Source organism: Alsobacter sp. P4_H11, assembly GCF_056400925.1.
Genome location: NZ_JBFUKI010000008.1, coordinates 218,672 through 242,456, shown reverse-complemented (window position 1 = coordinate 242,456; position 23,785 = coordinate 218,672). Strand labels below are relative to the sequence as shown.

Below are 23,785 nucleotides of genomic sequence, written 5' to 3'. Positions count from 1 at the left end.
CGTCAGGCCCGGCCTTCGGGGCGTCCCATGTCGGTGAGGCGGAGCTGGACGCGTTCGGCGCCCTGCCAGCGGTCGACGGCCAGTTGGCCGGCCGCGTGGATCGTGCTGCCCCGCGCCTCGAACAGCGCCTTGCCGAGCGGCTGCTCGGCCGCTCCGAACGCGATGCCGTCCAGCGTGGAGCCGTCGCCGGCCTTGAGGCGCACGCGCACATGGCCGCGGCCGACCTCGGTCGCCTCCACGAGGCGGTGGGACGGCAGGGCGAACATGGGCTCCGGGTGGCCGGAGCCGAACGGGCCCGCCGTCTCGATGCGGGTGATCAGGTCGGTGCGCGCGCCGCCCGCCATGATGGCGGCGTCGATCGCGAGGCCCCGGTCGGCCCGCGCGGTCGCGATCGCAGAGCCGAGCCTGTCTTCCAGAAAGGCCGCGAGGTCGGGCAGGCGCTCGCGCGCGATGGTGGCGCCCGCCGCCATGGCGTGGCCGCCGCCCTTGACGGCGAGGCCCGCCTCCACGGCGGCGCGCACGGCGCGGCCGACATCGACGCCCGGGATGGAGCGGGCCGAGCCGGTGCCGAGGCCGTTCTCCCCGAATGCAAACGCGAAGGCCGGCCGGCCAAAGCGCTCCTTCAGGCGCGAGGCGACGAGGCCGACGACGCCGGGGTGCCACTCGGGCGAGCCGACGGCCACGAAGGCTGCGCCGTCCTCCTCCATGCCGACCTGGCCGAGCGCGAGGCCGACGCCCTCGGCCACCATGGCCTGCTCGATAACTTGGCGCTCGCCGTTGAGACGGTCCAGCGTGGCCGAGATGGACTGGGCCTCCATCTCGTCGACGGTCATCAGGAGGCGGGCGCCGAGCGCGGCATCGCCGATGCGGCCGCCGGCGTTGATGCGCGGGCCGAGCAGGTAGCCAAGATGGTAGGGCCGCGGCGGGCCGTCCAGCCGGGCGACGTCGCACAGGGTGCGCAGGCCGACGCGGCCGCGCGCCTTCATGATGGCGAGACCCTGGCGCACGAAGGCGCGGTTGAGGCCGACCAGCGGCACGACGTCCGCGACTGTGCCGAGCGCCACGAGATCGAGCATCTCCATCAGGTCCGGCTCGCGCCGGCCGTTCCAGAAGCCGCGGCGGCGGAGTTCGCGATTTAGAGCGACGAGCGTGACGAAGACGACGCCGGCGGCGCAGAGGGCGCCGAGGCCGGAAAGGTCGTCGAGGCGGTTGGGATTGACGATCGCGGTCGCGACCGGCAGCTGCTCGGGCGCCTGATGGTGGTCAATCACCACGGCGTCGAGGCCGAGCCGCCGCGCTTCGGCCAACGGCTCGTGGCTGGTTGTGCCGCAATCTACCGTCACGAGCAGGCCGGCGCCGGCGGCCGCGAGCTTGGCGATGGCGTCCACGTTCGGGCCGTAGCCCTCGATCAGGCGGTCAGGAATGTGGATGATGGTCTCAAGGCCGCAGCTCTCCAAATAGGAGCCCAGCAGGGCCGCCGAGGCCGCGCCGTCGACGTCGTAGTCGCCAAAGATCGCGACCTTCTCGCGCCGCGTCACCGCGTCGGCGATGCGGGCCGCGGCGGCGTCCATGTCGATCAGCGAGGACGGATCCGGCAGGAGGTGGCGAAGGCGCGGCTCCAGGAAGCCGGGAGCGTCGGCGGATACGACGCCGCGGCCGGCGAGGACGCGGGCGAGCACGTCGTCGAGGCCATGCTCCTGCACGATGGCGAGCGCGCGCGCCTGTCCGGCGTCATCGAGCCGATCACGCCAGCGCCGGCCGGTGGCCGAGCGCTCGACGCCGAGAAAGGGTCGGTTCATGCGCCGGGTTTAGCGGATCGGCGTGAGTCTGTGAATCCTCCGCGTGTGGGCGTCCACCGGAAACGGCGTCGCGTATGGACAGCGAGCCTCCGGCCCGCATGAATCTGCGCCAGCGTGGCGAGCCGGAGGCTCGCGCGTCCAGGCGGCGCCCGCCTTTAAGCGAACTCCACCGCGACGACGCCGGGGACGGCCTTCAGCGCGCCGGCGATCTGCGGCGTGGCCTTGTAGCGGCCAGGCAGCTTCACCTCCACCTCGCGCTGGCCGTCGTCCAGCATCAGCACCAGCGCGATCTCGCCGTCGCCGCGTTCGCGCAGGCGCTCCTGGATGCTGCGCACGGGCTTGTCGTCGCGCAGGAAGACCCGCATCGAGCTCTTCAGCTTCTCGGCCGCGACATCCAGCGGTTCGGCCGTGCCGATGCGCGCCCTCACCTCCTCGCCCTCGGCGGACGCCTGCAGGGTGAGCACCACGGCGCGGCCGGGCTCCAGCAGGTCGCGGTACTGGTTGAGGCCCTCCGAGAAGATGATCGCCTCGAAGTGGCCGCTCTGGTCCGACAGCGAGAAGATGCCCATCTTGGAGCCGGACTTGGTGCGTCGCTCGCTCCTGTCGAGCACGGTGGCGGCGACGCGGCCCATGGAGGCCCCTCCCCGCACCGCGCGGGCGAAATCGGCCCAGCGCTGGACGCGCAGGCGCTCCAGCACATGCGCGTACTCATCCAGCGGGTGGCCGGTGAGAAAGAAGCCGATGGCGTCGTATTCGCGCTGCAGGCGCTCGGACGGCAGCCACGGCTCGTAGTGGGCGACGCGGATGGGCTCCACGTGGCCGTCGCCGCCGAAGAAATTGGCCTGGCCGGCTGTCGCCTCCTCCTGGGCGCGGTTGGCCTGCGCCATGATGGCGTCCAGCGCGGCGACGCAGCGGGCGCGGTCGCGCTCGATGTCGTCCAGCGCGCCGGCCGCGATCAGGCTCTCCAGCGTGCGCTTGTTCACGATTCGCGGGTTGAGGCGCCGGGCGAGGTCCGAGAGGTCGCGGAAGGGGCCGCCCTCCCGCCGGGCCGCCACGATGCTCTCCACGGCCTGCACGCCGACGCCCTTCACGGCCGCGAGCGCGTAGCGGATCGCGAAGGCCCCCTTCCCGTCCGGGTGAACCTCGAAGGTGACGCCCGAGCGGTTGACGTTGGGCGGCTCCACCAGGATGCCGAGGCGCTGCGCCTCGCGGCGGAATTCCGACAGCTTGTCGGTGTTGGACATGTCGAGCGTCATGGACGCGGCCAGGAACTCGACCGGGTAGTTCGCCTTCAGGAAGGCGGTCTGGTAGGCGACCAGCGCGTAGGCGGCGGCGTGGGACTTGTTGAAGCCGTAGTCGGCGAACTTCGCCAGGATGTCGAAGACCTCGTCGGCCTTCTGCTGCGGCACGCCCTGCTTCACGGCGCCAGACACAAAGCGCACGCGCTGCGCGTCCATCTCGGCCTTGATCTTCTTGCCCATGGCGCGGCGCAGGAGGTCGGCTTCGCCGAGCGAGTAGCCGGACAGGATCTGCGCGGCCTGCATCACCTGTTCCTGGTAGATGATGACGCCTTGCGTCTCCTTGAGCACCGGCTCCAGCAGCGGATGGATGAAGTCCGGCTCCTCCTCGCCGTGCTTGCGGGCGCAATAAACCGGGATGTTCGCCATCGGGCCCGGCCGGTAGAGCGCCACGAGCGCGATGATGTCCTCGAAGCGGTCGGCTCGCATCTCGACCAGCGCCTTGCGCATGCCGGCCGATTCCACCTGGAACACCGCGACGGTCTCGCCCCGGCCCAGCATCTCGAAGGTCTTCTTGTCGTCGATCGGGATCGCCGAGAGGTCGATCGTGATGTTGCGCTGCTTCAGGAGGTTCACGGCGGTCTTGAGCACCGTGAGGGTCTTCAGGCCGAGAAAGTCGAACTTCACCAGGCCGGCCGGCTCCACCCATTTCATGTTGAACTGGGTGACCGGCATGTCCGACTTCGGATCGCGGTAGAGCGGCACGATCTGCTCGAGCGGGCGGTCGCCGATTACGATGCCGGCCGCGTGCGTGGAAGCGTGGCGGTAGAGGCCCTCCAGCTTCTGCGCAACGGTGAGCATGCGCTGAACCACGGGGTCCTCGGCGGCGGCGGCCTGCAGCTTGGGCTCGCCCTCGATGGCCTGCGCGAGCGTCACCGGGTTGGCGGGATTTTGCGGCACCAGCTTGGTGAGCTTGTCGACCTGGCCGTAGGACATCGACATCACGCGGCCGACGTCGCGCATGACGCCGCGGGCCAGCAGGGTGCCGAACGTAATGATCTGGGCGACGCGATCCTGGCCGTAGCGCTTCTGGACGTAGCGGATGACCTCCTCGCGCCGGTCCTGGCAGAAGTCGACGTCGAAGTCGGGCATCGACACGCGTTCGGGGTTCAGGAAGCGCTCGAACAGGAGCCCGAAGCGCAGCGGATCGAGGTCCGTGATGGTGGTCGCATAGGCGACAAGCGAGCCCGCGCCCGAGCCGCGGCCCGGGCCGACCGGGATGTCCTGCGACTTCGCCCAGGTGATGAAGTCGGCCACGATCAGGAAGTAGCCGGGATATTTCATGCGCTCGATCACCGAGAGCTCGAAGTCGAGCCGCTCGCGATACTCGTCCTCCGTCATGCCGGGCGCGATCCCATGCGCGGCGATACGACGGGCGAGGCCCTCATGCGCCTGACGGCGCAACTCTGCGGCCTCCTCGGCGACGACGAGGTCCGGATCCTCGTGGTCGCCGGTGGTGAAGCGCGGCAGGATCGGCTTGCCGGTGCGCGGCCGGAAGCTGCAGCGCATGGCGATTTCCACCGTATTGGCGGCGGCTTCCGGCAGGTCCTTGAAGATCTGCACCATCTCGGCGCGGGTCTTGAAGCCGTGGTCCGGGGAGAGCCGGCGGCGATCGGGGTCGGAGACGAGCCGGCCCTCCGCGATGGCCAGCAGGGCGTCATGCGCCTCGTAGTCGTCGGACTTGGGAAAATAGGGTTCGTTGGTTCCAACCAGAGGCAGGCGCTTGTTGTAGGCGAGCTCGATCAGTTCGCCCTCGACGGCGGCCTCGTCCTCCGTGCCGTGCCGCTGGATCTCGACATAGACCCGGTCACCGAAGGCCGCCGCCAGCGCATCGAGGCGCGAACCGGCGAGGTCGAGCTGGCCGGCCGCGATGGCCTTGTCGATCGGGCCGTCCGGTCCGCCGGTCAGCAGGATAAGCCCGTCGCTGAGGCGCAACAGCTCATCGAGTTGGACATGCGGCGGCTCGCCCGGCGCCGGGCCCATATAGGCGCGAGACCCCAGCAGCATCAGGTTCTCGTAGCCCTTCGCGTCGGCGGCGAGCAACACGAGGCTCGGGCGCACGGGCTGGGTGGCGTTGCGGTTCGGCTTCTCGTCGCCGAACTCGACCGAGAGCTCGATGCCGGTGATCGGCTGCACGCCGGCGCCGGAGAGCTTTTCGGAGAATTCCAGCGCGCCGAAGAGGTTGTTGCTGTCCGTCAGGGCCAGCGCCGGCATGGCGTCCTTCAGCGCGAGCTTCTTCAGGTCGTCGATGCGCAGCGCCCCTTCCAGCAGCGAAAAGGACGAATGCACGTGCAGGTGCACGAATCCGACGTCACCCAGAATGCGACTCACGCGAAGCTCTCCCCGAACAGGCCGGCATCATCGGCTTCGCGGCTGCCCGGGTCCAGCCGCCACGCCGACGCGGCTGGGGACGACGGACCGGACAGGCGCAGCTCAGGCGCCGGCGAGCTTGGAGAACACCAGCACGGCCGTCGCGAAGGAGCCGAGCGCGGCGATTTCGGCGATGTCGGAGATGATCGTGCGAACCATGGCGGAACTCCCTGTTCATCGAATGCACCAAGCATGTTCTTTATTTGTTCCTGTTGCAAGCGCCTTGTGGCTGCCTCCACGCCGTCGCAAACTGAAAGCCGGCGGCAGGGTTAACCGCCGGCCTGGAAGGAATGAACGGCATGGCGGGCGCGCTGGACGCATACGAGGTTCTGGTGCTGCCCGGCTGGCACGGCTCCGGGCCAACCCACTGGCAGAACCATTGGGAGCGGGCTTTTCCGGCCATGCGCCGGGTCCAGCAGGCGGACTGGGAGCAGCCCGTCTATTCGGACTGGCTGCCGCCTTTGCGGGCGGCCGTGGCGCGGGCCGAGCGCCCGGTGGTTCTGGTGGGGCACAGCCTCGGAACGTCGCTGACCATGCTGTTCAGTCTGCGCGACGGCGCGCCGGATCTCGTCGCCAAGATCGCAGGCGCGTTCCTGGTTGCGCCGACCGATCGCGACATGCGCGACGGGATCCCGGGCGGCCCGGTGGGCTTCGGACCCATGATCCTGAAGCCGTTCCCCTTCCCGTCCACCGTGGTGGCGAGCGACGACGACGAGTATGTGTCGATCGAGCGGGCGCGCGTGTTTGCGCAGGCGTGGGGCTCGCGGCTGATCGAGATAGGCGCGCGCGGCCATATCGGCTCGGAGGCCGATCTGGGGCTCTGGCCGGAGGGGCTGGTGCTTTTCGGCGAGTTTCTGGGCGGCCTGCGCCTCTAGGCGAGTTCCACCACGACGCCGTCACGGATGGTGACGCGCCGGTCCATCTGGGCGGCGAGATCGAGGTTGTGGGTCGCGATGATGGCCGCGAGCCCGGTTTCCTTCACCAGCCGGGTGAGGATGTCGAAGACGTATCGCGAAGTCTTGGGGTCGAGATTGCCGGTGGGCTCGTCGGCCAGCAGCACGCGCGGCGCGTTGGCGACCGAACGGGCGAGCGCGACGCGCTGCTGCTCGCCGCCCGAGAGTTCGGACGGGCGGTGCTTCAGCCGCTCGCCGAGGCCGAGATAGCTCAGCAGGTTGGCGGCGCGCTCGGCGGCGTCCCGCTTCGGCAAGCCACGGATGAGTTGCGGCAGCATCACATTCTCGAGCGCCGAGAACTCCGGCAGGAGGTGGTGCGACTGGTAGACGAAGCCGATTGCGTTGCGGCGCAGCGCGGTGCGCTGGTCGTCGGCGAGCGTCACGGTCGGGACCTTGTCCACATAGACCTCGCCGCCGTCGGGCTTCTCGAGCAGGCCGGCGATCTGCAGCAGCGTGGACTTGCCGGTGCCGGACGGCGCGATCAGGGCGACGGACTGGCCGGCCCAGACGGCGAGATCAGCGCCGCGCAGGATCTCGAGCGCGCCCTCGCCCTGCATGAAACGGCGCTGCACGCCGTAGAGGTACAGCGCGGGATAGTCGTCCGGGGCGGCGCCGTTGCTCATGCGGTCATTCGTAGCGCAGCGCCTCGACCGGATCGAGCCGGGCGGCGCGCCAGGAGGGATAGAGCGTGGCGATCAACGACAGCACCAGCGCCAGCGACACGATGGTGACGACCTCGCGCGGGTCGACCTCGGACGGCAGGCGACTGAGGAAGTAGAACTCGGCCGGGAACAGATTGGTGTTGGTCATCCGCGAGATGAAGCCCCGGATGGTCTCCACATTCATGCTCACCAGCAGGCCGAGCAGGAAGCCCGCGAAGGTGCCGACCACGCCGATGGCCGCGCCCGTCAGCAGGAAGATGCGCATGATGGCGCCGCGCGTGGCCCCCATGGTGCGCAGAATGGCGATGTCCTGGCTCTTGTCCTTCACGAGCATGATCAGGCCCGAGATGATGTTGAGCGCGGCGACCAGCACGATCAGCATCAGGATCAGGAACATGACGTTGCGCTCGACCTCCAGCACGCCGAAGAACGTCTTGTTGCGCTGGCGCCAGTCGGACAGGATCATCGGGCGGCTGATGGACTTCTCCAGCGCGGCCTTCACCTCGTCGATGCGGTCGGGAACCTGAAGGAAGACCTCGATGGCGGTGACGTCGTTGTCGCGGTTGAAATAGGCCTGCGCCTCCGCGAGCGGCATGTAGACGAAGCCGGCGTCGAACTCGGACATGCCGACCTCGAACACCGCCACCACCGGGTAGCTCTTGATGCGGGGCGCAACGCCGAAGGGGGTCTCGGCGCCCTTCGGCGCCGTGAGCGTGAGCGTGTCGCCGACGCGGATGAAGAGCGACTCGGCCAGGCGCCGGCCGATCGCGACGCCGCCGGCCGTGTCGAAATTCTCGAGCTGGCCTTGCCGCACCGTGCCGCCGATGGCCGGGATCTTCGTGATGTCCTGTTGGCGCACGCCACGCACGAGGACGCCATTGGCCCCGCTCGGCGATGACGCGAGCGCCTGCCCTTCCACCATCGGGAAGGCGAACTTCACGCCCGGCGTGCCGTTGGCCTGGTTGGTGACGTCGACGAAGTCGGTCATCGGCTGGTCGACGCCGGCGATGAAGACGTGGCCGTTGATGCCGACGATCTTGTTGAGGAGCTCGGACCGGAAGCCGTTCATCACCGAGAGGACGATGATGAGCGTCGCCACGCCCAGCATGATGCCCGCGAAGGAGAAGCCGGCGATCACCGAGATGAAGCCCTCTTTGCGGCGCGCGCGGAGGTAGCGCAGGGCCACCATCCACTCGAAGCCCGCGAAGGGGCGCGTGCCGCGCAGGGCGTCAGCGTCTTTCATGCGGCCCGTCTCAGGCCGTCAGCCGGGCGACGGCGTCCTCGATCGACGCGAGCGTGCGCTCGCCCGTCGCGCGGCGCTTCAACTCCACCTTGCCGTCCGCGAGGCTCTTGGGGCCGACCACCACCTGCCAGGGCGCGCCGATGAGGTCGGCGGCCGCGAATTTCGCGCCCGGCCGCTCGTCGCGGTCGTCATAGAGCACGTCGAGCCCGCGGGCGCCAAGCGCGCGGTAGAGCGTGTCGCAGGCCGCGTCCGTGGCGCTGTCGCCGACCTTCAGGTTCAGCAGCGCGACGTTGAAGGGCGCGATGGAATCGGGCCAGACGATGCCGTTGTCGTCGTGGAAGGCCTCGATCAGCGCCGCCACCAGCCGCGACGGACCGATGCCGTAGGAGCCCATGTGCACGGGGCGCTCCTGCCCGTCCGGGCCCGTAACCTTGGCGCCCATCGGGTCGGAGTATTTCGTGCCGAAATAGAAGATGTGGCCGACCTCGATGCCGCGCGCCGAGACCTGCCGCTCGGCCGGCACCTGCGCGAAGGCGGCGGCGTCGTGCATCTCGCTCGTGGCCGCATAGGGCGTCGTGTAGGCGTCGAAGATCGACTGCAGGCCCGCTGCGTCGTCGAAGTCCGTGTCGGCGCCCGGGACCGGCAGGTCCAGAATCGCCTTGTCGCAGAACACTTCGCTCTCGCCCGTGGAGGCCAGGATGATGAATTCGTGGCTAAGGTCGCCGCCGATGGGGCCTGTGTCGGCGCGCATCGGGATGGCGGTGAGGCCGAGCCGCTGGAAGGTGCGCAGATAGGCGGCGAACATCCGGTTGTAGGAGTGGACCGCGCCCTCCTTGTCGATGTCGAACGAATAAGCGTCCTTCATCAGGAACTCGCGCGAGCGCATCACCCCGAAGCGGGGGCGGACCTCGTCCCGGAACTTCCATTGGATGTGGTAGAGGTTGAGCGGCAGATCGCGATAGGAGCGCACCGAGCCGCGGAAGATCTCGGTGATCATCTCCTCGTTGGTGGGGCCGAACAGCATCTCGCGCTCGTGCCTGTCCTCGATGCGCAGCATCTCCTTGCCGTAGGCCTCGTAGCGGCCGCTCTCGCGCCACAGGTCGGCCGACTGGATGGTGGGCATCAGGAGTTCGATCGCGCCGGCGCGGTTCTGCTCCTCGCGCACGATGGCGCTGATCTTGTTCAGCACGCGCAGGCCCATCGGCAGCCAGGCGTAGATGCCGGCGGCTTCCTGACGAATCATGCCGGCCCGCAGCATGAGGCGGTGCGACACGATCTCGGCCTCGCGGGGAGGCTCGCGGAGAATGGGCAGGAAGTAGCGGGAAAGGCGCATGGCGTTCCAAAAGCGTGGTGCGAGCAGCATGAATCGCGCGGACGCGCTGGGCGGGCCGCCGCACCATCAAAACCATCGCCGCCCAAAACACAAGCGACCGAATCCGGCGGCGGAAAGGCGGCGAACGAACCAAAGCGCGAGACGCTGCATCTTTTCGCGTCGGCGGTTGCACAAAGAGATGACAGACCGTTTTTGCTACGCTATGAGTCTTCTACACAACAACAGGCCCACCCCGAACCAACGGGGAAGGGTTCGTGGTCCAAGTCTTGGGAGGAAGACGACCAAAAGCTCGAGAAGGGCAGTGAGCATTCGGATTGACCGGCGCCGTAACGGCTGACGAGATCTGGGGTTCAAAACAAGAAAAACTACCAAAAAGGCAAGACGCAAGTCTTGCCTTTTTTCTTTTGTGGCTGGGCTATGCCGTTCAACTGCCAAGCAGATCTTGGGCCTGAGCTTCCCCTAGGCTGGACCCGACTTTGCGGTCGGGCGTCGTTGCGGCGAAGAGGGGCAGTCGAAATTTACCGGTTCGCGCGGCTTACCGTGTCACGCTCGAAGTACAGTCCAAAGGGCGTTGCGAAGTGCGGGGCCATTGCATGACTTCGCGCGGCGCGCCGTTCGGGCCGCATCACGGCGCCTTCAAATGTGGCGCCGACGCCTGATTTTGTGGCGCGGTCGCGCGCTCACCAATCCACCACCACAATCACGTACCAGGCGAGGCCGAACACCGGCAGAGCCAGCAGCGTGGTGAGCAGCAGCTTGAAGCCCATGCGCGGCAGCATGGGGGCGCCGGGCTCGGTGCCGTCCGACACCGTTCCATCCTCGTGCTGGCTGCGCACGCCGATCGGCAGCACCGCAAACAGCGTCAGCCACCAGATGATGAAGTACAGCGCCAGGCCGCCCGTGATGCTCATGTGGTGCTCGTGGTTGCGGCGGCTGGCGGGCGCGGCTCAGGCCTGCTCGAGTTCGACCAGCGTGCCGTTGAAATCCTTGGGATGCAGAAACAGCACCGGCTTACCGTGGGCGCCGATGCGCGGCGTTCCGTCGCCCAGCACGCGCGCGCCGGTCGCCTTGAGGCGGTCTCGGGCGGCCAGGATGTCGTCCACCTCGTAGCAGACGTGGTGGATGCCGCCGTCGGGGTTCTTTTCCAGGAACTTGGCGATGGGAGAGGCTTCGCCCAGCGGCTGGAGAAACTCGATCTTCGTGTTGGGCAGGTTGACGAACACCACCGTGACGCCGTGCTCGGGCTGGTCGGTCGCGGGCGACACGTCGGCGCCGAGCGTGTCGCGATAGAGGCGCGAAGCGGCCTCGATGTCCTTCACGGCGATCGCAACGTGGTTGAGCCGGCCGATCATGCGCTATCCCCCTCGTGCGGCGTGGGCCGCGTCAGACGTTGATCGGCCCCAGATGGGTGTGGAACGCCTTGATGCGGCGAAACACCGGCGTGTCGTAGTTCGCCGGCGTCGGCGCCTCGCCGGTGAGCCACATCAGGATGTCGCGATCCGGGGCCTCGATGAGGTGCTCGTAGATGTCGAGCTCGGCGTCGGTCAATTGGTCGATTTGCGCATCCGCGAACTGGCCCATGATGAGGTCCATCTCGCGCATTCCGCGGTGCCAGGAGCGAAACAGCACCTTGCGGCGACGCGGGTCGAGATCGGCGCTGGTGCGGGTGGTGCCGGTCATGGCGAGGCTCCGTGGTGGTTGCGGCCTGTATAGCGGCGCAGCCCGCGCCTGTCATGGCGCACGGCGCCGCGGGCTCTCCCTTCTCCCCGGCACGGGGAGAAGGTGGCCGAGCGAAGCGAGGTCGGATGAGGGGATGACGAACACCCTCACCCCAGCCCTCTCCCCGTGCCGGGGAGAGGGGGCGCGTTTGCGCTCGTCCCCTACCCGGCCCAGGGCTCCAGATCGCCGCGCGCCCAACCGTCCTTGGTTTCAGCCGCGAAGTCGTCGTAGCGGCCGTCCGCGATGGCCTTGCGCATGCCGGCGGTGAGGTCCTGGTAGTAGGCGAGGTTCACCCAGGTGAGCAGCATCATGCCGAGGATCTCGCCGGCCTTCACGAGGTGGTGCAGGTAGGCGCGGCTGTAGTCGCGCGCGGCCGGGCAGCTCGACTGCTCGTCAATAGGGCGCGGATCGTCGGCGTGGCGGGCGTTGCGCAGGTTGATCTTGCCCATGCGCGAGAAGACCTGCCCGTGCCGGCCGGCGCGGGTCGGCATCACGCAGTCGAACATGTCGACGCCGCGGCGCACGGCTTCGATGAGGTCGTCGGGCGTGCCGACGCCCATGAGATAGCGCGGCTTCTCGCGCGGCAGATGCGGCTCCACGGTCTCGATCATGGCCAGCATGACGTCCTGCGGCTCGCCCACCGCAAGGCCGCCGATGGAATAGCCCTTGAAGCCCATGGCGGCGAGCGCCTTGGCGCTGCGGACGCGCAGATCCGGAACCGCCCCGCCCTGCACGATGCCGTAGAGCGCCTTGCCGGGTTGGTGGCCGAAGGCCGCGCGGGAGCGCTCGGCCCAGCGCAGGCTGAGCTCCATGGCGCGCTCGGCCTCGGCGTCCGAGCAGGGGAGCTTCACGCATTCGTCGAGCTGCATCTGGATGTCGGAGCCGAGCAGGCCCTGGATCTCGACCGAGCGCTCGGGCGTGAGCACGTGCTTGGCGCCGTCTACATGCGAGCGGAAGGTGACGCCGTTCTCGTCGAGCTTGCGCAACTGCGCTAGCGACATGACTTGGAAGCCGCCCGAATCCGTCAGGATCGGGTACGGCCAGTTCATCATCTTGTGAAGGCCGCCGAGTCGCGCGACGCGCTCCGCGCCGGGGCGCAGCATGAGGTGGTAGGTGTTGCCGAGCACCACGTCGGCGCCCAGCGCCTTCACCTGCTCGGGATACATCGCCTTCACGGTTCCGGCCGTGCCTACCGGCATGAAGGCCGGCGTGCGGATAACGCCGCGCGGCATGCGGATTTCGCCCGTGCGGGCCTTGCCGTCCGTCGCCGTCAGCGTGAAAGAAAAGTCCTCGACGGGGGTGTCGACGAGGCTCATGAGCGGTTCTCCGGCGCGGCCGGGAACAGCAGGCTGGCGTCCCCGTAGGAATAGAAGCGATAGCCGCTCGCGATGGCGTGCGCGTAGGCGGCGCGCATGGTCTCGAGGCCGCTGAAGGCGCTCACGAGCATGAACAGCGTCGAGCGCGGCAGGTGGAAATTGGTCATCAGCGCGTCCACGGCCCGGAAGCGGTAGCCGGGGGTGATGAAGATCGAGGTCTGGCCCTGCCAGGGCTCGAATTGGCCGTCCTCGGAGGCGGCGCTTTCCAGCAGGCGCAGCGAGGTGGTGCCGACGGAGATGATCCGGCCGCCTGCGGCGCGCGTGGCGTTCAGAGCGTCGGCGGCTTCCGGGCTGATCATGCCCCATTCGGCGTGCATCTTGTGGTCGGCGGTGTCGTCCGCCTTCACGGGCAGGAAAGTGCCGGCGCCGACATGGAGGGTCAGCCGGGTCAGCCCCACACCGCGGGCCGCGAGGCGCTCAGTGAGTTCCGGCGTGAAATGAAGGCCGGCCGTGGGCGCCGCCACCGCGCCCTCGTGCTCGGCGAACAGCGTCTGGTAGTCGCTGAGGTCGCGCTCGTCCTCGCCGCGCTTGGCAGCGATATAGGGCGGCAGCGGAATGTGGCCGACGCGCGCGATGGCCTCGTCCAGGGCCGGGCCCGTGAAGGCGAAGCGCAGCAGCACCTCGCCGCCCTCGCCTTTCTCCACCACCTCGGCGTCGAGGCTCGCCAGCAGGCAGGCCATGCTCTCGCTCGCCTCACCGAAGCGGACGCGCTCGCCCACCGCGAGCCGCTTGGCCGGCCGCACGAAGGCGCGCCAAAGGTCCGGCCCCTCGCGCAAATGCAGCGTCGCCTGGATGTGCGCGACCGCCTCGCCGCGCACCCGCACGCCGTCCAGCCGCGCCGGGATCACGCGCGTGTCGTTGACCACCAGCCGGTCGCCAGGCTGCAGCAGATCGGGCAGGTCGCGGACGACACGGTCCTCCAGCGCCGCGCCGGGGCGCACTACAAGCATCCGCGCGGCGTCGCGCGGCTGCGCGGGGCGCAGGGCGATCGAGGCTTCGGGGAGGTCGAAATCGAAGAGGTCGACTTTCATGAGTTCTCTTGAGGTGGAGGCATCAGGTCTGTCCCGGGCCCCTTGCGTACGTCAAGCCGCGCCTCCATCATCGACGCTGGAGTATGGAAATGCCGACCCTCAAAATCCCGCTCTCGCCTGAACTCGACCGTCGCATCAGAACGGCCGTGCACGATGGCGGCTATGGCTCCGAGGGCGAGGTGCTCGAAGAGGCTTTGCGGCTCTGGGAAGAACGGCAGGATGTTCTCGACAGCGAAGAGCGCCGCCTGAAACAAGCCTACGACGAGGGCTTGGCGAGTGGTCCGGCTCGGAAGATCGACCCGACTAACTTGGTTTCGGAGTTCAAGGCCCGAGCCCGCTGAGGTGGGTGACGTTTATCTCACACCGCGTGCAGACGATGATCTCTTCGGGATTTGGAAGTCCATCGCGCTAGACAACACGACGGCGGCTGAGCGGCTGATCCAGAACCTCTTGAGCAAAATGCAGCTTGCGGCCGACAACCCGCTCATGGGCGCGCCCATACCTGCCCTGAGCGCGACGGCCCGCATCCTGATCGAAGGACGCTATATCGCCCTTTTATGAGCCACGCGACGACGGGATTACCGTCGTCGCAGTCGTTCATGGAATGCGCGACCCGGAACGCTGGCTGCGCTGACGAGTCGGGCAGCCTCAGGCCGCCTGGTCGCCCATGCGGGCGGTGACGATCTTGTCCGGATCCTTCACGGGCTCGCCGCGCTTGATCTTGTCGACGTTCTCCATGCCCTCGGTCACCTTGCCCCAGACCGTGTACTGGCGGTCCAGGAAGCCGGCGTCGTCAAAGACGATGAAGAACTGGCTGTCGCCGGAGTTCGGATCCTGCGCGCGGGCCATGGAGCAGACGCCGCGCTTGTGCGGCTCGGCGTTGAACTCGGCCTTGAGCTTCTGGCCGGAGCCGCCCATGCCGGTGCCGGTCGGATCGCCGGTCTGGGCCATGAAGCCCTCGATCACGCGGTGGAACGGCACGCCGTCATAGAAGCCCGAGCGGGCGAGCTCGGCGATGCGGGCGACATGGCCGGGGGCCAGGTCGGGGCGCATCTCGATGACGACGCGGCCCTGGGTGGTTTCGAGAATGAGGGTGTTTGCGGGATCGGCCATGCGTGGCTCCTTTCGCCCGTTCGGGGGTTTCGGCGTTCGTTGAGGCGTTGGTCTACTTGGCGTCGGCCGCGAGCTTCAGGCTGACGATCTTGTCCGGGCTCTTCACGAGGCCGTTGGCGTTGGGGTCGCCCTTCTTGATCTTGTCCACCACGTCCATGCCGGAGGTGACTTCGCCGAACACCGTGTACTGGCCGTTCAGGAAGCTGGCGTCGCCGAAGCAGATAAAGAACTGGCTATTGGCCGAGTTCGGCGAATTCGAACGCGCCATGCCGAGCGTGCCGCGCTTGAACGGCTCGCGCGAGAACTCGGCCGGCAGGTTCGGCAGGTCGGAGCCGCCCGTGCCGGTGCCGGTGGGGTCGCCGGTCTGGGCCATGAAGCCGTCGATCACGCGGTGAAACACGATGCCGTCGTAAAAGCCGCGCTTGGCCAGCGCCTTCACCTGCTCGACATGCTTGGGCGCCAGGTCCGGCCGCAGGCGGATCGTCACCTTGCCGTCCTTGGTGGTGAGCACCAGCGTGTTCTGCGGGTCGGCGGTCTGCGCCGAAGCGGGCGCGGCGGCAGCCAGCGCGGCGGCGAAGGCAAGGGCGACCACGTGACGTCTGTTCATGGATCCTCCAGAGAAGTGTTGGCGCCGGCCCGTCAGGCTTTCGCGGGGAACTTGGCGCGAAGGCGGGCGGCGACGCCGGCGGGCACGAAGCGGGATACATCGCCCCCCATGGAGGCGATCTGGCGCACGAGCGTGGCCGTGATGGGGCGGACCATCGGCGAGGCGGGCAGAAACACCGTCGCGATGTCTGGCGCCATGGCGCTGTTCATGCCCGCCATCTGCATTTCGTAGTCGAGGTCCGTGCCGTCGCGCAGGCCGCGGATCAGAAGCGTGGCGCCCTCGCGGCGGGCCGCGTCGATGGCGAGGTCGCCGAAGGTGACGACGCGCATCGCCGCGCCGGTCTCGGTCGCCAGAGACTGGAACTCCGCCTCGATCATCTCCCGGCGGGCCTCGACCGAGAACAACGGCGCCTTGCCCGGATGCACCCCGATGGCGACCACGAGCGTCTCGGCCAGCCGGCAGGCGTGGCGGACGACGTCGAGATGGCCGTTCGTGATGGGATCGAACGAGCCGGCGTAAAAGGCCGTGCGGGGCGCGCGGATCGCTGACATGCGCAAGCCTTATCGCGCGGGCGATGGGCGGGCAAGCCGGGCCGGAGATTTGGCGCAGCCACGGCGCCGCGACGAGATCGGGCCGAAATGCCGGAATTCGATCCCGTGAGGCTTGTTCCGGTCGGAACCACCCCCGATAGTGCTGGCATGCAAGCTCTTTTTCACGCCCACGCGACGCTTCTCTTCGCCTCCGCGGCGGCATTGATCGGTATTTTGTCCAGCCTGGCGGCGTCGCGTTTCGGCGTTCCGATCCTGCTCGTATTTCTCGGGGTCGGCATGCTGGCCGGCGACAGTGGGCCCGGCGGCGTCGCGTTCAGCGATTACGGCCTCACCTATTTGATCGGCTCGGCCGCGATCGCGATCATCCTGTTCGACGGCGGCTTGCGGACCCGCGCCGGGACCATCCGCTCCGTGCTGGGGCCGGCCGGGGTGCTCGCGTCCGTGGGCGTCCTGCTCACGGCCGGCATCACGGGCGCGGTGGCCAAGGCGCTGCTCGGCCTGGAGTGGACGCCGGCGCTGCTGATCGGCGCCATCGTGGCCTCCACGGATGCAGCCGTGGTGTTCTTCCTCCTGCGCACCGGCGGCCTGCAACTGAAGCGGCGGGTGGGCGCGACGCTGGAGGTGGAATCCGGCACCAACGACCCCTTCGCGGTGCTGCTGACCGTGGTGCTGGTCGAGATCGCGGCCGGCGGGCCCGGCGTCGATGCCGCGCACGTGATCATGGCGGTGATCCGCGAAGCCTCGCTGGGCGTGTTTATCGGCGGGCTCGGCGGGTTCGGGCTCGTTTTCGTGCTGAACCGGCTGAGCCTTCCGGCCGGGCTGCACCCGGCCTTCGTGGTGACGGCGGCGCTCGTCGTGTTCGCGTTGGCGCAGATCATCGGCGCGAGCGGGTTTCTGGCCGCCTACGTGGCGGGGCTGATCGTCGGAAACCGGCCGGTGCGGGCCTACGCGTCCATCGCGAGCTTCCACGACACCGCGACGTGGCTTTGCCAGATCGCGCTGTTCACCCTGCTGGGCCTGCTTGTTTCGCCGAAGTTGATCCTGCCGGTGCTCGCGCCGGCGCTCGCCCTGGCCGTGGTGCTGATCATCGTCGCGCGACCGCTGGCGGTGTTCCTGTGCCTCGCGCCGTTCAGGTTCTCGCGACGCGAGATGACCTTCATCTCCTGGGTCGGCCTGCGCGGAGGCGTCTCGATCTTTCTCGCCACGATCCCGACGCTGGCCGGGATGCCGGGGGCCGAGATCTATTTCAACGTCGCCTTCGTGGTGGTCGTGGTGTCGCTGATCGTCCAGGGCTGGACCATCGGCTATGCGGGACGCCGGCTGGGCGTCGCCTTGCGCGATCCCGCCCCGGAGGTGCAGCGCATCGAGATCGACCTGCCCGGCCAGCTCGACGCCGAGCTCGTCGGCTACCCGCTGCTGGAGCAGAGCCCGGCGGCGCGCCACCGCGCCCTCCCCGCCTGGGTGAAGCCCGTGCTGGTGGTGCGCGACGGCAAGATCCTCGAGCCGGCGGAAGCCGGCGCCCTGCAGACGCGCGATTACGGGTACTTCCTCGCACCGACCTCGCGGCTGGCGCGCCTCGACCGCTTCTTCGCCGTGGACGGGCTGGCGCCCGCGGCCGAGGCCATGGCCGAGTTCCCGTTCGACGGCAGCCTCAGCATCGGGGCCATCGCGGACCTCTACGGGCTCGACGTCGGCTCGGACGAACGGGCGATGACGGTAGCCGAGCTCTTCGCGCAGCGGCTCGACGACGCGCCGCAGGAGAATGACCGCATCGACCTCGGCGCCGCGAGCCTCATCGCGCATGACGTGGTGCACGAGAAGGTGCGCCTCGCCGGCCTGATCCTGGAGGCGACCGAGGAGGACGAGGACCTCCCGACCCCGAAGCCCTGGTGGGAACAGGCGCTCGCGAAGCTCCGCCTTGCGATCCGCGGCTGGCGGGTGCGCAAGCACACCGCGTCCTGATGCCCGCCATGGCAGCGATGGGCCTCCTCGGCTAGGCTGGAGCTTGGCCGCACCTGATTTCAACTCGCTCCGGATGGCGTCATGGAATTCGTTCTTCTCGCGTTGATCGCGCTCGCGATCCCGGTGCTCGGCCTGGTGGCGTTCTTCCGGACGCTGTCTCTCGCCAACCGCGTGCTGCTGCTGGAAGGACGCCTGGCCGAAGCGGAGCGGCGCCTCGCCCTGGGCCCGGCGCCCGCCGCGGCCGCCACGGAGGCGGTCGCCGAGACCGCGCCGGAAACGCCTGAGGTGGCCGCCGCGGCCCTGATCCAGCCGGCCGAGGAGCTCGAGCCGCTTGCCGTCACGGAGCCGGTGGCCTTCGAAGCCGCCACGGCGCCGGAGCCGGTTCCAACGCAGGCCACCCCCGCCCCGGCGCGATCGCTGGAGGAAACCATCGGAACGCGCTGGGCCGTGTGGCTCGGCGGGCTCGCGCTGGCGCTCGGTGGGCTGTTTCTGGTGCGCTATTCCATCGAACAGGGGTTCTTTGGGCCCGGCGCCCGGATCGTCGCCGGCGCGCTGTTCGCGGCAGCTCTGGTGGCCGTCGGCGAGCGGCTGCGGCGGTCCGAGCGGGCGCTGGGCGCCGGGGCTTTCGTGATCCCGTCCGCTCACGCGCCCAGCGTGGTCACCGCGGCTGGCGCGATGACGGCCTTCGCGACCGTGTACGCAGCGCACGCCCTGTACGGGATGGTCGGTCCCGCGCTCGGCTTCGTGCTGATGGCCGTTGTGGCCCTCGCAGCTTTGGCAGCCTCCGCGCTGCACGGCCCTGCCCTCGCGAGCCTCGGTCTCGTGGGCGCCTTTGCGGTCCCGCTGCTGGTGGATTCGAGCAATCCCCAGCCCTGGCCGGTCGTGCTCTACCTGATCGTGGTGGCGGCGGCGGGCTACGCCCAGGCCCGGATGCGCCGCTGGCGATGGCTCGCCCGCGCGGTCGCGATCGGGGCGGGCCTGTGGGGTCTCGCCTTCATGACGGTGAGCGTCGACGAGCGCTCCGCCATGGTGGCGCACATCATCATCCAGACCGCGCTGGCAGCCTTCATGCTGGTGATCGAGCCCTATCGCGAGGCGGCCGACGACGATGCGGCGCCGGACCGGCTCGCGTTGGCGGTGCTGGGCGGCTTTGCGGTGCTGGCCGGCTTCGGCCTGCAGCAATCGGGCCTCGGGGCCCTGAGGCCGGTGCTGGGCGGGGCAGTGTTCGCGATCGAGCTCGGCGCGGCGCTGATGGTCGCTCCCGCGGCCGGGGCGGCGCTGTTCGCGGCCGGCGTTGCGGGCGCGATGCTGTGGGGCTGGCCGGTGATCGCCGAGTCTCTCGCCGAGAGCCCGACCGTGCTGCCGGGCGGCCCGTCGCGGCCGCCGATGCCCGAAGCGCTCTGGCTGTTCCTGGTCTGCGGAGCGCTAAGCGGCGCTGCGCTCGGCGCACTCACATGGGCGCGTCTCATGCGCGGCGTGGCCCTGCCTCGGCTCGCGTCGGGGTTCTATGCGGCAGCCGGCACGGTGGGGCCGCTACTGTTGATGACGCTCGCATGGTGGAGCGTTTCGGATTTCGACCGCTCCATCCCGTTCGCGCTGGCGGCCGGCGCGCTGGGCGCCGCCTTCACGCTTGCGGCCCGGCTCCTGAAGGAGCGGCGCGACGAGAGCGGCTGGGCCGCGCTGGTGGGCTATGAGGCCTTCGCGGCCGGCGCTCTCGGCGCGCTGGCGCTCGGGCTCACGATGGTGTTCGACAAGGGCTCGCTCACCGTGGCGCTGGCGCTGGCGGCGCTGGGCGCGGCCTGGGTGACGACCCGTGAGCCGCTTGGCCTGTTGCGCTACGGCGTGGGCGCGCTCGGCGTCGCGGTAGCGCTGCGGCTCGGCTGGAACACCGTGCTGCTGCGCGGAGACATCGGCCCGCCGGTCTTCAACTGGCTGCTGTGGGCCTATGGCGTTCCGGCGCTCGCCTTTGGGCTCGCGACGCGGCTGCTGCGTCGCCAGCGGGACGACCAGGTGGTGGCGCTCACGCAGGCGCTGACGCTCGCCTTCTCGGCGCTGCTGGTCTTCTTCGAGTTGCGGCATGCGCTCACGGGCCGGCTCGATTCGCCGCGCACCGACCACCTCGAAGTCGGCCTTCAGGTGTTGGCGTCGCTGCTGTTCGCGATCCTCACCGTCAGCCTGGAAGCATTCCGCCGCAGCATGGTGCTGCGGCTGGCGAGCTACCTCTTCGGCGGGCTCGGGCTCGGGGGCGCATTGCTGGGCCTCACGATCTTTGAGAACCCCTTGTTTGAGGGACGCCCGGTGGTCGGCGGAGCGGTGTTCAACTCGCTGCTCCTCGCCTACCTCCTGCCCTCGCTCGCCGCCTTCGCGCTGGCCCGCATCGCGCGCGGACGCCGGGCGGCGTGGTTCGTGGGCGCCGCCTGGGCGGTGGGGGCCGGGCTGAACCTGCTGTGGATCGTTCTGGAGATCCGGCGGATCTTCCAGGGCCCGAGCATCCGCATGTTCCGGCCCACGAGCGACGCCGAGCTCTACACCTACTCGGCCGCATTCCTGCTCGTCGGCCTCGCCCTGCTCGCCTATGGGGTGCTGCGCCAGTCGCGCACGGCGCGGCTCGCTTCGGCGGCCTATATTCTGCTGGCTGTCGGCAAGGCGTTTCTGTTCGACATGTCCGGCCTCACCGGCCCGTTGCGGGCGCTGTCCTTCATCGGGCTCGGCGCGGTCCTGGTCGGCATCGGGCTCGTGTACCAGAAGTGGATCTTCGGCCGGCCGCCGGCGCCGAGCGCGCCGGCCGCCGGCGACCCTGAGCCCGAGCCGACGCCGCCTTGAGCGGTGCTGCTTCCCTCCGGGCTGGTTCTTCGCATAAGCTTGCGCAAATTCGGCTCGGGGGCGGCCACGATGCGACTACAGGAACTGGATGCGCGCGATCGTGCGATCCTGAAGCTGCTGCAGCAGGATGGCCGCATCACCAATGCGGATCTCGCCGAGAAGGTGCACCTGTCTCCGTCCGCCTGCTTGCGGCGGGTGAAGATCCTGGAGGAATCCGGGCTGGTGAAAGGCACCGTGATGCTGCTCGACGAGGCGGCCGCGGGACTGCCGGGCGCGGCCTTCGTGTTCGTCACGCTGGACCAGCAGGGCCGCCAGAGCCTCGACGTTTTCGAAGCCGCGGTGGCGCGCCACCCCGAGATCCTGGAATGCTATCTGCTGGCTGGCACGGCCGACTACCTGATCCGGGTGGTTTTCGCCGACACGGCGGATTTCGAGCGCATCCACCGCAGCGTGCTCACCACCCTTCCGGGCGTCGTGCGCGTGCAGTCGACCCTGGCGCTGCGCACCGTGAAACGCACCACGGCGCTGCCGATCTGACGCAAGCGCGGCCTTCGCTGTCGGAGCCGCAAGGCTTGCAACCGTGCACGCGCCGGTCGATATACAGCCCGCACCGCAGGGGAGTTTTCTCGTGACCGACGCCGCACAGCCGAGCGCAGCCGCCGCCGGGGCCGACATCGCCGCCATGCCGTTCGAGGCCGCGCTCGCCGAGCTCGAGGAAATCGTCGGCCGACTGGAGCGCGGAAACGTCGCGCTCGAGGACTCGATCGCGATCTACGAGCGCGGCGAGGCGCTGAAAAAACATTGCGAGACCCTGCTGCGGAAGGCGGAGGCGCGCGTTGAGAAAATCACGCTCTCGGCCGACGGGCGTCCACGCGGGGTCGAACCGCTGGATGTCGACCGCTAGCGAAGGCGACGACGGGCGTTTGTTTCTGCGCCTCGTTTTCGTGTAAACCGTCGCAGAGGATGGGGACCGCTCCCCAACAGGCTCCGATTGTGAATCACACCTTCCCTTCATCGTCCAAGACACCCCTGCTGGACCAAGTCGTCGACCCGCACGCGTTGCGGCGGCTCGAGCCCACGCAGTTGCGGCAACTCGCCGACGAGCTGCGCAGCGAGACCATCGACGCCGTGTCGGTGACGGGCGGCCATCTGGGCGCGGGGCTCGGCGTGGTGGAGCTCACGGTCGCGCTGCACTACGTGTTCAACACGCCGGATGACCGGATCATCTGGGACGTCGGCCACCAGGCTTACCCGCACAAGATCCTGACCGGCCGGCGCGACCGCATCCGGACGCTGCGGCAGGCGGGCGGGCTCTCCGGTTTCACCAAGCGGACCGAAAGCGAGTACGACCCCTTCGGGGCGGCGCATTCGTCGACTTCGATCTCGGCCGGCCTCGGCATGGCGGTGGCCCGCGATCTGGATGGCCGCAAGAACAACGTCGTGGCTGTTATCGGTGACGGCGCCATGTCGGCCGGCATGGCCTATGAGGCGATGAACAACGCCGGCGCGATGGATTCGCGGCTGATCGTGATCCTCAACGACAACGACATGTCGATCGCCCCGCCGGTCGGGGCGATGTCGGCCTATCTCTCGCGCCTCTTGTCCGGGCGCACCTACCTGACGCTGCGCGACATCGGCAAGCAGGTGACCGGGCATCTCCCGAAGCGGCTCGATCGCACCATCACGCGCGCGGTGGAGCATGCGCGCGGGTTCCTCACCGGCGGCACGCTGTTCGAGGAGCTCGGCTTCACCTATGTGGGGCCAATCGACGGGCACAACCTCGAGCACCTGTTGCCGGTTCTGAAGAATGTGCGCGACGGGCAGGCCGGGCCGGTGCTGATCCACGTCGTGACGCAAAAGGGCAAGGGCTACGCGCCCGCCGAGGCGAGCGCCGACAAGTACCATGGCGTCAACACCTTCGACGTGGTGACGGGCGCGCAGGCCAAGCCCAAGGCGAACGCGCCGTCCTACACGCGCGTCTTCGCCGACAGCCTGATCAAGGCCGCGCGCGCGGACGACAGGATCGTGGCCGTCACGGCCGCCATGCCGTCCGGCACGGGCCTCGACCTGTTCGGAAAGGAATTTCCGACCCGCACCTTCGATGTCGGCATCGCCGAGCAGCATGCGGTCACGTTCGCGGCCGGGCTCGCGACCGAAGGCTACAAGCCGTTCTGCGCAATCTACTCGACCTTCCTGCAGCGCGCTTACGACCAGGTGGTCCATGACGTCGCGATCCAGCGCCTTCCGGTGCGCTTCGCAATCGATCGCGCCGGGCTGGTGGGCGCTGATGGGGCGACGCATGCGGGGTCGTTCGACGTCGCCTATCTGGGCTGCCTGCCCGACATGGTCGTGATGGCGGCCGCCGACGAGGTCGAGCTGGTCCACATGACCGCGACCGCGGTGGCGTATGACGGGGGCCCGATCGCGTTCCGCTATCCGCGCGGGGAAGGCGTCGGGCTGGACCTGCCCGAGGTCGGGACCGTGCTGGAGATCGGCAAGGGCCGCATCATCCGCGAGGGCTCGCGCATCGCCCTGCTGTCGCTCGGCACGCGGCTGGCAGAGTGCCTCAAGGCGGCCGACGATCTCGCCGCCATGGGCCTATCGACCACGGTGGCGGATGCGCGCTTCGCCAAGCCGCTCGACGCCGCGCTGGTGGAGCTTCTCGCCCGCGAGCACGAGGTGCTGATCACCGTGGAAGAGGGCTCGATCGGCGGCTTCGGCTCGTTCGTGCTGCACCACCTCGCCGAAGTCGGCGCGCTGGACAAGGGCCTGCGCGTGCGCAGCCTGGTCCTGCCCGATGTCTGGCTCGACCACGACAAGCCCGAGCGCATGTACGCCCAGGCCGGCCTGGACGCGCGCGGGATCGTCGCCAAAGCGCTAGAAGCTTTGGGGCGCGACGAGAGCGCCGCCGCCAAGGCGGCGAGCCTCATCGCCTAAGCACCCCG

21 protein-coding genes are annotated in these 23,785 nt (G+C 69.0%); 8 read left to right on the top strand and 13 right to left on the bottom strand.

Annotated features, from left to right (window positions below):
- Positions 1–2 precede the first annotated feature (2 nt).
- The gene (gene recJ / locus AC1DSZ_RS16295) at positions 3–1,799 is read right to left on the bottom strand and encodes a single-stranded-DNA-specific exonuclease RecJ (protein ID WP_476839390.1); all 1,797 of its coding nucleotides are present in this window, start codon (positions 1,797–1,799) and stop codon (positions 3–5) included.
- Positions 1,800–1,954: 155 nt separating this feature from the next.
- A complete protein-coding gene (dnaE, locus tag AC1DSZ_RS16290; protein WP_476839448.1) occupies positions 1,955–5,416 on the bottom strand; it encodes a DNA polymerase III subunit alpha in 3,462 nt (1,153 codons plus the stop codon).
- 350 nt (positions 5,417–5,766) lie between these two features.
- On the opposite strand from dnaE, the gene AC1DSZ_RS16285 reads away from it, so the two are divergent.
- Positions 5,767–6,342, top strand: coding sequence for an RBBP9/YdeN family alpha/beta hydrolase (locus AC1DSZ_RS16285; protein ID WP_476839389.1), 576 nt, complete (start codon positions 5,767–5,769; stop codon positions 6,340–6,342).
- Here the strand turns inward: AC1DSZ_RS16285 and AC1DSZ_RS16280 are convergent.
- The 8 genes from AC1DSZ_RS16280 to queA form a co-directional block, all read right to left on the bottom strand.
- Complete coding sequence (locus AC1DSZ_RS16280; protein ID WP_476839388.1) at positions 6,339–7,043, bottom strand: ABC transporter ATP-binding protein; 705 nt, start codon at positions 7,041–7,043, stop codon at positions 6,339–6,341. The two genes, AC1DSZ_RS16285 and AC1DSZ_RS16280, sit on opposite strands and share 4 nt — an antisense overlap.
- 4 nt (positions 7,044–7,047) lie before the next feature.
- Complete coding sequence (locus AC1DSZ_RS16275; RefSeq protein ID WP_476839387.1) at positions 7,048–8,325, bottom strand: lipoprotein-releasing ABC transporter permease subunit; 1,278 nt, start codon at positions 8,323–8,325, stop codon at positions 7,048–7,050.
- Between the two features lie 10 nt (positions 8,326–8,335).
- Positions 8,336–9,658 carry a proline--tRNA ligase gene (gene proS / locus AC1DSZ_RS16270; RefSeq protein WP_476839447.1) on the bottom strand — a complete coding sequence of 441 codons (1,323 nt, stop codon included), beginning with the start codon at positions 9,656–9,658 and terminating at the stop codon, positions 8,336–8,338.
- Between the two features lie 680 nt (positions 9,659–10,338).
- Positions 10,339–10,569 (bottom strand): DUF1467 family protein, encoded by a 231-nt coding sequence (locus tag AC1DSZ_RS16265; protein WP_188517134.1) that lies wholly within the window; start codon positions 10,567–10,569, stop codon positions 10,339–10,341.
- Between the two features lie 36 nt (positions 10,570–10,605).
- The gene (gene mce / locus AC1DSZ_RS16260) at positions 10,606–11,010 is read right to left on the bottom strand and encodes a methylmalonyl-CoA epimerase (RefSeq protein WP_476839386.1); all 405 of its coding nucleotides are present in this window, start codon (positions 11,008–11,010) and stop codon (positions 10,606–10,608) included.
- Between the two features lie 31 nt (positions 11,011–11,041).
- Positions 11,042–11,338, bottom strand: a complete 297-nt coding sequence (locus tag AC1DSZ_RS16255) for an FAD assembly factor SdhE (protein WP_476839385.1) — start codon at positions 11,336–11,338, stop codon at positions 11,042–11,044.
- A gap of 200 nt (positions 11,339–11,538) precedes the next feature.
- Positions 11,539–12,693, bottom strand: a complete 1,155-nt coding sequence (gene tgt / locus AC1DSZ_RS16250; RefSeq protein ID WP_476839384.1) for a tRNA guanosine(34) transglycosylase Tgt — start codon at positions 12,691–12,693, stop codon at positions 11,539–11,541.
- Positions 12,690–13,784, bottom strand: a complete 1,095-nt coding sequence (queA, locus tag AC1DSZ_RS16245; RefSeq protein ID WP_476839383.1) for a tRNA preQ1(34) S-adenosylmethionine ribosyltransferase-isomerase QueA — start codon at positions 13,782–13,784, stop codon at positions 12,690–12,692. The genes tgt and queA overlap by 4 nt, the downstream gene beginning before the upstream one ends.
- 89 nt (positions 13,785–13,873) lie before the next feature.
- Between queA and AC1DSZ_RS16240 the strand changes: the two genes are divergently transcribed.
- Both AC1DSZ_RS16240 and AC1DSZ_RS16235 read left to right on the top strand, forming a co-directional pair.
- On the top strand, positions 13,874–14,125 hold the full coding sequence (locus AC1DSZ_RS16240) for a ribbon-helix-helix domain-containing protein (protein ID WP_476839382.1): 252 nt from the start codon (positions 13,874–13,876) through the stop codon (positions 14,123–14,125).
- Between the two features lies 1 nt (position 14,126).
- The gene (locus AC1DSZ_RS16235; RefSeq protein ID WP_476839381.1) at positions 14,127–14,345 is read left to right on the top strand and encodes a type II toxin-antitoxin system RelE/ParE family toxin; all 219 of its coding nucleotides are present in this window, start codon (positions 14,127–14,129) and stop codon (positions 14,343–14,345) included.
- Positions 14,346–14,432: 87 nt separating this feature from the next.
- Here the strand turns inward: AC1DSZ_RS16235 and AC1DSZ_RS16230 are convergent, their stop codons facing one another.
- From AC1DSZ_RS16230 to coaD, 3 genes are read right to left on the bottom strand one after another with little or no spacing between them, the layout of a single operon-like run.
- Positions 14,433–14,897, bottom strand: coding sequence for a peptidylprolyl isomerase (locus AC1DSZ_RS16230; protein WP_476839380.1), 465 nt, complete (start codon positions 14,895–14,897; stop codon positions 14,433–14,435).
- Between the two features lie 52 nt (positions 14,898–14,949).
- Positions 14,950–15,504: a peptidylprolyl isomerase gene (locus tag AC1DSZ_RS16225; RefSeq protein ID WP_476839379.1), complete on the bottom strand. Its 555-nt coding sequence runs from the start codon at positions 15,502–15,504 to the stop codon at positions 14,950–14,952.
- 32 nt (positions 15,505–15,536) lie between these two features.
- On the bottom strand, positions 15,537–16,055 hold the full coding sequence (coaD, locus tag AC1DSZ_RS16220) for a pantetheine-phosphate adenylyltransferase (protein ID WP_476839378.1): 519 nt from the start codon (positions 16,053–16,055) through the stop codon (positions 15,537–15,539).
- A 147-nt stretch (positions 16,056–16,202) separates the two neighbouring features.
- Between coaD and AC1DSZ_RS16215 the strand changes: the two genes are divergently transcribed.
- The 5 genes from AC1DSZ_RS16215 to dxs all read left to right on the top strand — a co-directional run bounded on the left by AC1DSZ_RS16215 (position 16,203) and on the right by dxs (position 23,777).
- Positions 16,203–18,017, top strand: a complete 1,815-nt coding sequence (locus AC1DSZ_RS16215; RefSeq protein WP_476839377.1) for a potassium/proton antiporter — start codon at positions 16,203–16,205, stop codon at positions 18,015–18,017.
- An 81-nt stretch (positions 18,018–18,098) separates the two neighbouring features.
- Positions 18,099–20,840 carry a DUF2339 domain-containing protein gene (locus AC1DSZ_RS16210; protein ID WP_476839376.1) on the top strand — a complete coding sequence of 914 codons (2,742 nt, stop codon included), beginning with the start codon at positions 18,099–18,101 and terminating at the stop codon, positions 20,838–20,840.
- 69 nt (positions 20,841–20,909) lie between these two features.
- Positions 20,910–21,377 (top strand): Lrp/AsnC family transcriptional regulator, encoded by a 468-nt coding sequence (locus AC1DSZ_RS16205; RefSeq protein ID WP_188517124.1) that lies wholly within the window; start codon positions 20,910–20,912, stop codon positions 21,375–21,377.
- Positions 21,378–21,468: 91 nt separating this feature from the next.
- Positions 21,469–21,744 (top strand): exodeoxyribonuclease VII small subunit, encoded by a 276-nt coding sequence (locus AC1DSZ_RS16200; RefSeq protein ID WP_476839375.1) that lies wholly within the window; start codon positions 21,469–21,471, stop codon positions 21,742–21,744.
- An 89-nt stretch (positions 21,745–21,833) separates the two neighbouring features.
- On the top strand, positions 21,834–23,777 hold the full coding sequence (gene dxs / locus AC1DSZ_RS16195) for a 1-deoxy-D-xylulose-5-phosphate synthase (protein WP_476839374.1): 1,944 nt from the start codon (positions 21,834–21,836) through the stop codon (positions 23,775–23,777).
- The last annotated feature ends 8 nt before the right edge of the window (positions 23,778–23,785 follow it).